Source organism: Streptomyces monashensis, from assembly GCF_001866665.1.
GTDB lineage: Bacteria > Actinomycetota > Actinomycetes > Streptomycetales > Streptomycetaceae > Streptomyces > Streptomyces monashensis.
This window is the reverse complement of record NZ_MLYO01000149.1, coordinates 1-7,432: the sequence shown is the minus strand read 5'-3', so window position 1 is coordinate 7,432 and position 7,432 is coordinate 1. Positions and strand designations below refer to the sequence as shown.

The window sequence follows — 7,432 nt, the reverse complement described above, 5'->3', positions numbered from 1 at the left end:
CCCACCGCCTCTCCCCTCCGCCCCCCTCGGCCCGCTCGGACAAGGGCAGGGGCGGGCCGGGGCCGGGAACCCTGTCGGGCGCGCGGGCGTTGTCCCGGCATGCCGAATCGGGCGGGGGCCGGTGCGCGTGGCACGATGTCGCTACCATCGGCCAGCATCGGCGGGCGTCGCCCGACCCCCCAGGCCAGGGAGCGAAACGTGCTGATCACCCACGACACCCGGCGGGCGCTCGACACCGCGGTCGATCTGGTGAACACCGCACCGGAGGACGACGCGGCGGCGGACGGACTGCCCGATGTCGCGGCCCTCGCTGATTTCGTACGAAACCACGAAATCAGCGATGTCGGTGTGCTGTCGGACTTCGATCTGTCGGCGGTGCGCCGGGTGCGCGGGCGCTTCGCGGCGATCTTCGCGGCGCCGGACCCCCGGTCCGCCGCAGGTTTGATCAACGACCTGGTCGCCGCGGCCGGCACCACCCCGCGCCTGACGGACCACGACGGCTACGACTGGCATGTGCACTACTTCGCGCCGGGCGCCTCCGTGTCCGACCATCTCGCCGCCGACTGCGGGATGGCGTTCGCCTTCTTCGTCGTGGCCGGGGAGCAGGAGCGACTGCGGCGCTGTGAGGCGCCGGACTGCCGGCGCGCCTTCGTCGATCTGTCCCGCAACCGCTCGCGCCGCTACTGCGACAGCCGAACCTGCGGAAACCGGCTGCACGTGGCGGCCTACCGCGCCCGGCGCAAGGAGGCGACGGGCTGACACCAGCCGCGAGGCACCCGCTCGCCGTGCGCAGGCGAGATGCCCGGCGGGTCCGGTCGACGTCGGTCCCGGCGGGTGGCGCCGGGACGGACGCGTACGGCTCACAGCAACAGCAGGTCGTGCAGCGCAGCCATGAGGATCAGACACCCGATCACCGCAAGGAAGATCATCAGCGGTGGCTGGGATAGGGCGAAGAGGCACCCGCGCGGCTCGTCCTTCGGTGGCGGCGGCGCGGCCTCGCTCTGTGTCGTGTCCAGCATCTCGCGGCAGATCATGGCGCAGGAGAGGCACCGCACGCGATCAACATGCCACCTGGATGCGGGAGTTGCCGCATTCCGTGCCGTCCCGCCCGACTTGCTTCGTTTTGTGAACGGAACCGGACGCGGCCATGCCGCACTGTGTCATTTCGGTCCCGTCGGCCCGACGTGCCCTTATGCCGCCGCGACCGTCATGCGGCCGTCATATGCCGTGCTTCTTGAGGATGGCCTCGATGTCGCTGAAGTCCTCGGAGCCGGTGGCGCGTGGGGCGGTGGCGGATCCGGTCGTCTGCCGGGCTCCCTGGCCCAGGGAGGGGGCGGAGGCCGCAGGGGCGACCGCGTCCGTCCCGCCGCCGCGGGCCGCTCTGCGCTCGGCCCGGGTGGCGCCGCCGCGCCGGCGCTCGACGGCGCGCCCGCCCGCGAAGATCAACCAGGCGGCGCCCAGCACCCCGAAGCCCGCCCAGGCGACAGGGCTGAAGGCGGTGTCGGCGAGCCAGCCGACGATCCCGGTCATCACCAGGCCGACCGGCACCAGTGAGTAGGCCGCGATGCGCGCCGCCGCGAGGAAGCGCTTGCGATAGGCCGTGACGACAGCGATGCCCAGGCCCGCCGCAGAAACGGCGGAGCAGACGGTCTCGGCAATCATCCGGTCCTCCTGGCGGGCTCGGTCGGGTGGAAGGATCAACGCGGACAACACGAGGTACGCGAGGTACGCGAAGAACGCAGCACGCCGGGCCGGCGCGCTTCGTCCCTTCCATCCTGCACCGTCCCGTGCCCGCGATGCCATGCCCGCAGCGGACATCAGGGACATCTCCGGGTCGTCTCCTCCTGGAGTGCCGCACGGCCCGGCTCCCCTGAGGAGCCGTACGGTCCCGATTGGGTCGGCCGGGCCCGGCCTGGAAGACTGAGCGGCATGAGCGACTCCTCCCCCGCACGCGCCGGCACCGTCGTCCTCGACGTCTGGTGCGAGCTTCAGTGCCCCGACTGCCGTACCGCCCTGGACGACGTCCGCGCCCTGCGCGCCCGCTACGGCGAGCGGCTGGAGCTGCGGCTGCGGCACTTCCCGCTGGAGAAGCACAAGCACTCCTTCGCCGCGGCCCAGGCCGCCGAGGAGGCGCTGGCGCAGGGCCGGGGCTGGCCGTACGTGGAGGCCGTGCTGGGGCGGGTCGAGGAGCTGGACCGTGGGGGAGAACCCTTCCTGGTCGAGGTGGCCGGTGAACTCGGGCTGGACGCCGAGGAGTTCGACACGGCGCTGATCGACGGCCGGCACATCCTGATCGTGGACGCCGACCAGGCCGAGGGCAAGGCGATCGGGGTGACCGGCACCCCGACGTACGTCATCGGCGGCGAACGCCTCGACGGCGGCAAGAGCCAGGAAGGCCTGCGCGAGCGCATCGAGGAGATCGCCGACCGGCTGCTGCACGGGGGCGAGCAGGCCTAGGGGCCCCGTCCGCCGCCCCGGCATCTCCTACAGCAGGGGCTTGGTGAGGGCGCGGGACGTCGTCTCGTAGCCGAGTGACTCGTACAGCCGCTCCGCCGGGGTGTTGCCCGCGAACACGTTGAGGCCGAGGACCGGCCGGCCGGCCTCGATCGCCTGCCGCTCCGCCACCAGCATGAGCGTACGGCCGTGGCCCCGGCCGCGGTGGGCCGCCTCGGTCTCGACGCCGTGCACGAACGCGCCGTCGTCCGTGAGCGTCAGCCACAGCGTGCCCACCCGGACCCCTTCGTGCTCCAGGACACTGAAGCGCATGCCGTCGGTGGCGAGCCCGTGGGGCAGCAGCCGCTCGTGGTCGCGGCGCGCCTTGTCGCGGGCGACGGCCTCGGGGACGCCGCGCTCGCTCCACGTGCGCGCGTACCGCTCCTTCTCGGGCTCCTGCCATGCCGCGAATTCTGCCTCCGCCATGGGCCGCGCGGCACTGCCCGCCGGCAGCTCGGGCGGGACGGGGCCGAGCTGCTTGCGCATGCGGCGGTTGCGCAGGGTGTAGCCGAGCGTCCCGAACAGCCGCAGAGCGATGTCCGCCGAGGCGGGGACGACGGTCTCGATCTGGGTGCAGCCCCAGCCGCGCGCCACCTCCTCCGCGGCGAGCGCGGCCACCGTGGCCCGGCCGCGCCGCCGGTCGGGCTCGGCGATCCACAGCTCGTCGACGCTCGCCACCGTGTCCCCGAGGGACGGCGAGGTACCGAGGTGGATCTCGCCGACGGGGCGGCTGTTCACACACACCTGGTAGCGCCGCGAACGGGTGCCGTCGGGATGCTGCTGAAGCGGCTCGACCGGCCGCAGGGTCGTGGTCATCACAGGTGTTCTACCCGTGCCCGGCCGCCGAGTCAGCCCGGTTTCCCGCGCACCCGCGCACGTCGCCGATGCTCCTCGGCCGGCTCAGGGGTCCAGGTCGTCCCCGGAACGCTCGGCGAAGATCTGCATCGCCTTGGCGGTCACCGGACCCGGGGCCGCGGGCAGTTCGCGGTCGTCGACGCGGTGCACGGCCTGGACGTCGCGCAGGGTGGAGGTCAGGAAGATCTCGTCGGCGCGCTCAAGGACGTCCAGCGGCAGGTCGGTCTCCCTGGCGCCGGTCCATTCGACCGCCAGGGCGCGGGTGATGCCGGGCAGACAGCCGGAGGCGACCGGCGGGGTGTGGATCTCGCCGCCCAGGACGACGAAGACGTTGGAGCCGGTGCCCTCGCAGAGCTGTCCCACCGTGTTGCCGAACAGCGCCTCGGAGGCGCCCTGTTCGTGGGCACGGCCGAGAGCGACGACGTTCTCGGCGTACGAGGTGGTCTTCAGGCCGGTCAGGGCGCCGCGTTCGTTGCGGGTCCAGGGGACCGTGATCACGGCGGTGGTGTCCGGGCGGCGGGTGGTCTCGCCGAGGGCGACCACGAGGGTCGGGCCGTGCTCGCCGCGGTCGGAGCCGAGCGGGCCGTGGCCGCCGGTGTAGGTGATCCGCAGCCGGCCGAGCGGCATCGGATTGGCCGCCAGGACGGCGGCGCAGGCCTCGCGGATCTCGTCGTGGTCGGGGTCGGGCAGGCCGAGGCCCCGGGCCGAGCGGGTCAGCCGGTCGAGGTGCCGGGTGAGGGCGAAGGGCCGCCCGTCGGTCGACTTCACGGTCTCGAAGATGCCGTCGCCGACCGTCAGTCCGTGGTCGAAGACGGAGACACGGGCGGACTCCGCGTCCCGCAGCCCGCCGTCCAGCCAGATCCTCATGCGCACACCCCTCCGGTCACCTCGTACGACCCCGACGCTACCGCGAGCAGCCGGGACGCCTTCAGCTCGGTCTCGCGCCACTCCCCCTCGGGGTCGGACCCCCAGGTGATCCCGGCGCCGGTGCCGAAGCGCAGCAGCGCCGTGCCGTCGCCCGGCCGGTCGATCCAGAAGGTGCGGATGCCGACGGCCAGCTCGCCGGTGCCGCGGTCGGCGTCCACCCAGCCGATGCCGCCGCAGTACGGCCCGCGCGGGGCCGTCTCCAGGGCCTCGATGATCCGCAGGGCGCTCGACTTCGGCGCGCCGGTCACCGAGCCGGGCGGGAACGCGGCGGCGAGGAGCTCCGGCCAGCCGGCATCGGCGCGCAGCTCGCCGCGGACCGTGGAGACCAGGTGGACCAGGCCGGGGTGCTTCTCGACGGCGCACAGGTCGGGGACGCTCACGGTGCCGGTCGCGCACACGCGTCCGATGTCGTTGCGCACCAGGTCGACGATCATCACGTTCTCGGCGTAGTCCTTCTCCAGGAGGTCCGCCTCCGTGCGCCCGGTGCCCTTGATGGGCCCGCTCTCGACGATCCGCCCCGCCCGGCGCAGGAACAGCTCGGGTGAGGCGGTGGCGATCTCCACGCCGTGCTCCGGCAGCCGGATCGTGCCCGCGTACGGCGCCGGGTTGCCGCGGGCCAGAGCGGCGGTCAAGGCGTCCACGTCGGCGTCGGGGGCCACGGGTGCGGTGAGGACCCGGCAGAGGTTGGCCTGGTAGACCTCGCCGGCCGCGATGTGCTCGCGTATCCGGTCGACGCCCGCCGTGTACGCGCGCCGGTCCAGGGAGGTGGTCCACTCGCCGACCGCCGGGCCGCGCCAGCCGCCCGGCACCGGGGCGGGCACCGGCTCCTCGCGTACGTGCGCGAAGCGGGCGCAGGTCAGTCTGCCCTCGAAGTCCGCGCAGACGGCCCAGAAGCCCTCCGAGTCCAGGGCGGCCGGGTCGCTGGTGACGTCCAGGAGACCGGTGGCGACGCGGTCGCCGAAACGGGCGAGGGCAGGGGGCCGGGAAGCGAGATGAGGCACGTGATCGAGTCTAGGTCTGGTGTCCGAAAGATGACTCCGGGATGTCCCCGGGGGAGCCCTGACCATGTCCTCCGTCGGGTGCACCGCAGCACGCTGCGCAAACGCGTTTTTGTGCTGGCCCGGGAATCCGCTAGAGTTCAACACGTCGCCGGGACGCGGAAGCGGACCGAAACGACAGGCGGACGTAGCTCAGTTGGTAGAGCGCAACCTTGCCAAGGTTGAGGTCGCGAGTTCGAGCCTCGTCGTCCGCTCGAAGGAAGAAGGGGTCATCCCGATCCCCTACACTCCTGGTGGAGTGGCCGAGAGGCGAGGCAACGGCCTGCAAAGCCGTCTACACGGGTTCAAATCCCGTCTCCACCTCCAAGGACGATTAGCTCAGCGGGAGAGCGCTTCCCTGACACGGAAGAGGTCACTGGTTCAATCCCAGTATCGTCCACTGGATCTCCCCGGAGGTCCTGCGGATCTTCTCGAAGATCCTCCCCCGCGCGATTAGCTCAGCGGGAGAGCGCTTCCCTGACACGGAAGAGGTCACTGGTTCAATCCCAGTATCGCGCACCGACTGTGACCCTCGCGTCACAGCCTGCGGACGATTAGCTCAGCGGGAGAGCGCTTCCCTGACACGGAAGAGGTCACTGGTTCAATCCCAGTATCGTCCACACACCGAAGAAGCCCCCGGCCGTCTCGTACGGCCGGGGGCTTCTTCGTGCGCCCGCCCCGCTCAGCTGGAGAAGAGCATGTGGGCCCAGCTCTTGTGGTGGTGGTCATGATGACCGTGGTGTCCGTGGCCGCCGTGGTGACCGCCGTGCGGGGCGCCCCAGGCGGGCGCGGGCGGCGCCGGGTACGCCTGCGGGGCGGGCGGGGCCGGGTAGGCCTGCGGAGCGGGCCTGGACCACTGGGCCTCCATCTGGGTCAGCGCCTCCAGCTCGCCGTAGTCGAGGAAGATGCCGCGGCAGCCGCTGCACTGCTCGATCTGGACGCCGCTGCGGTTGTAGGTGTGCATCGGCGCATGGCACTTCGGACAATGCATCGTCGGCTCAACTCCTCGCCGGTCGATCCTGCTTGGTGTTTCCCCGGGACAGACTCCGTGTGGCCCCGGGCGGTTGCAGCCTGGTTCAGGTGCTGGGCGCCAACTGGTGCGGAACCAGCACCATTCGGGCACATGCGTCGATCAGCGCCTGCTCGGTCTCGTCCAGCGGGCGGTTGTTGTCAAGCGCCTTCGTGAGCGCGAGGGCCGCCGTCTGCACGGTGAGCGCACGCGCCGGCATGTCCAGCGCGGCCCAGGGGTCACCGTTCGCCGGTACGGCGGGTCCGCCGGCCCGCTGGTACGCGCCGAGAAAGCGGACCCACGCGTCGGGCGGAAGGAGCCCGCAGGCGTACCAGGCGGCGGGCCGCGCGAGGTCCCAGGCCGCAGCGCCGGTACCGAGGTCGTCGACGTCGATCAACCGCCAGGAGCCGTCGGGCGCCGGGTGCCGGACGAGCTGGCCGAGGTGCAGGTCGCCGTGGCAGAGGGCGGCCGGCCCCGGCATGGCGGCCTCGGCACGCGCCCAGGCGGGAAGGCCCGCCCAGGCGGCGAGGACGGGGGCGGCGGCTTCGGGGCGGGGGCCGGCGTGCTCTCCGACTTCGACATGGTCTCCGGCTTCCGCGACCCGGGCGTCCACGGCTTCGGCGGCCACGGCTTTGCGGGCCAGGGCTGCGTGGAGTCGGCGCATGGCTCGGGCGGCCTTGGCGGGGCCGCGCATCGGGGGCAGACCGTCGGGCGGGGGCGTGCGGTGCAGGCGGGCGAGGAGGGTGGCCGTGGCTTCCCAGGGGGCCGCGTCGGGATCGTCGAGGTCCACGGGATTGCCGTACGGCCAGAAGGTCACGAGGCGGTCGCGCAGGGGGGCGGGTACCGGCATGAGCGGGGGCAGGAAGACGTCCGGCAGCCGGGCGGCCAGCGCGAGGCGGGGTGTCAGTTCGGCGGCATCGGTGCCGGGGGCGTGGGCCTTCGCGACGGTGCCGCCGTGCCGGACGACGGTCGCGTCGGGGCGGTCGGCCAGGGGGGCGGGGGTGGCGCAGGCGCAGTCGGCGGCGCGATCCGGGTGCGCGACGGCCCTGACCTCGGCGGTGAGCGCGGGAAGGAGAGTCAAGGGGGCCTCGGGGATCGCGGGGGTGAGGGG

General features: G+C 72.8%; 9 protein-coding genes and 5 tRNA genes. 7 read left to right on the top strand and 7 right to left on the bottom strand.

Annotated features, from left to right (window positions below):
* Positions 1-198: 198 nt before the first annotated feature.
* Positions 199-759: a CGNR zinc finger domain-containing protein gene (locus BIV23_RS44740; RefSeq protein WP_071377522.1), complete on the top strand. Its 561-nt coding sequence runs from the start codon at positions 199-201 to the stop codon at positions 757-759.
* Between the two features lie 101 nt (positions 760-860).
* Here the strand turns inward: BIV23_RS44740 and BIV23_RS51025 are convergent, their stop codons facing one another.
* Both BIV23_RS51025 and BIV23_RS44730 read right to left on the bottom strand, forming a co-directional pair.
* On the bottom strand, positions 861-1,019 hold the full coding sequence (locus BIV23_RS51025; RefSeq protein WP_177240264.1) for a hypothetical protein: 159 nt from the start codon (positions 1,017-1,019) through the stop codon (positions 861-863).
* 199 nt (positions 1,020-1,218) lie between these two features.
* Entirely contained in the window at positions 1,219-1,662 is a 444-nt protein-coding gene (locus BIV23_RS44730) for a hypothetical protein (protein ID WP_071386735.1), read from the bottom strand.
* Positions 1,663-1,929: 267 nt separating this feature from the next.
* On the opposite strand from BIV23_RS44730, the gene BIV23_RS44725 reads away from it, so the two are divergent.
* The gene (locus BIV23_RS44725; RefSeq protein WP_071386734.1) at positions 1,930-2,457 is read left to right on the top strand and encodes a DsbA family protein; all 528 of its coding nucleotides are present in this window, start codon (positions 1,930-1,932) and stop codon (positions 2,455-2,457) included.
* Between the two features lie 27 nt (positions 2,458-2,484).
* On the opposite strand, the gene BIV23_RS44720 is transcribed toward BIV23_RS44725, so the two are convergent.
* The 3 genes from BIV23_RS44720 to BIV23_RS44710 form a co-directional block, all read right to left on the bottom strand.
* A complete protein-coding gene (locus tag BIV23_RS44720; protein ID WP_071386733.1) occupies positions 2,485-3,309 on the bottom strand; it encodes a GNAT family N-acetyltransferase in 825 nt (274 codons plus the stop codon).
* 84 nt (positions 3,310-3,393) lie between these two features.
* Entirely contained in the window at positions 3,394-4,215 is an 822-nt protein-coding gene (locus BIV23_RS44715) for an aminotransferase class IV (RefSeq protein ID WP_071386732.1), read from the bottom strand.
* A complete protein-coding gene (locus BIV23_RS44710) occupies positions 4,212-5,276 on the bottom strand; it encodes a chorismate-binding protein (RefSeq protein ID WP_071386731.1) in 1,065 nt (354 codons plus the stop codon). The genes BIV23_RS44715 and BIV23_RS44710 overlap by 4 nt, the downstream gene beginning before the upstream one ends.
* A 178-nt stretch (positions 5,277-5,454) precedes the next feature.
* Between BIV23_RS44710 and BIV23_RS44705 the strand changes: the two genes are divergently transcribed.
* The 5 genes from BIV23_RS44705 to BIV23_RS44685 all read left to right on the top strand — a co-directional run bounded on the left by BIV23_RS44705 (position 5,455) and on the right by BIV23_RS44685 (position 5,932).
* Positions 5,455-5,527 (top strand) — tRNA-Gly (locus BIV23_RS44705).
* Between the two features lie 38 nt (positions 5,528-5,565).
* Positions 5,566-5,639 (top strand) — tRNA-Cys (locus BIV23_RS44700).
* A 1-nt stretch (position 5,640) separates the two neighbouring features.
* A tRNA-Val gene (locus tag BIV23_RS44695) sits at positions 5,641-5,712 on the top strand.
* A gap of 47 nt (positions 5,713-5,759) precedes the next feature.
* A tRNA-Val gene (locus BIV23_RS44690) sits at positions 5,760-5,831 on the top strand.
* A gap of 29 nt (positions 5,832-5,860) precedes the next feature.
* Positions 5,861-5,932 (top strand) — tRNA-Val (locus BIV23_RS44685).
* Between the two features lie 62 nt (positions 5,933-5,994).
* Here BIV23_RS44685 and BIV23_RS44680 read toward each other — a convergent pair.
* Together BIV23_RS44680 and BIV23_RS44675 are read right to left on the bottom strand one after the other, a co-directional pair.
* Positions 5,995-6,303 (bottom strand): TFIIB-type zinc ribbon-containing protein, encoded by a 309-nt coding sequence (locus BIV23_RS44680; protein ID WP_079173817.1) that lies wholly within the window; start codon positions 6,301-6,303, stop codon positions 5,995-5,997.
* 85 nt (positions 6,304-6,388) lie between these two features.
* Positions 6,389-7,417: a phosphotransferase gene (locus tag BIV23_RS44675; protein ID WP_071386737.1), complete on the bottom strand. Its 1,029-nt coding sequence runs from the start codon at positions 7,415-7,417 to the stop codon at positions 6,389-6,391.
* Positions 7,418-7,432: the final 15 nt, after the last annotated feature.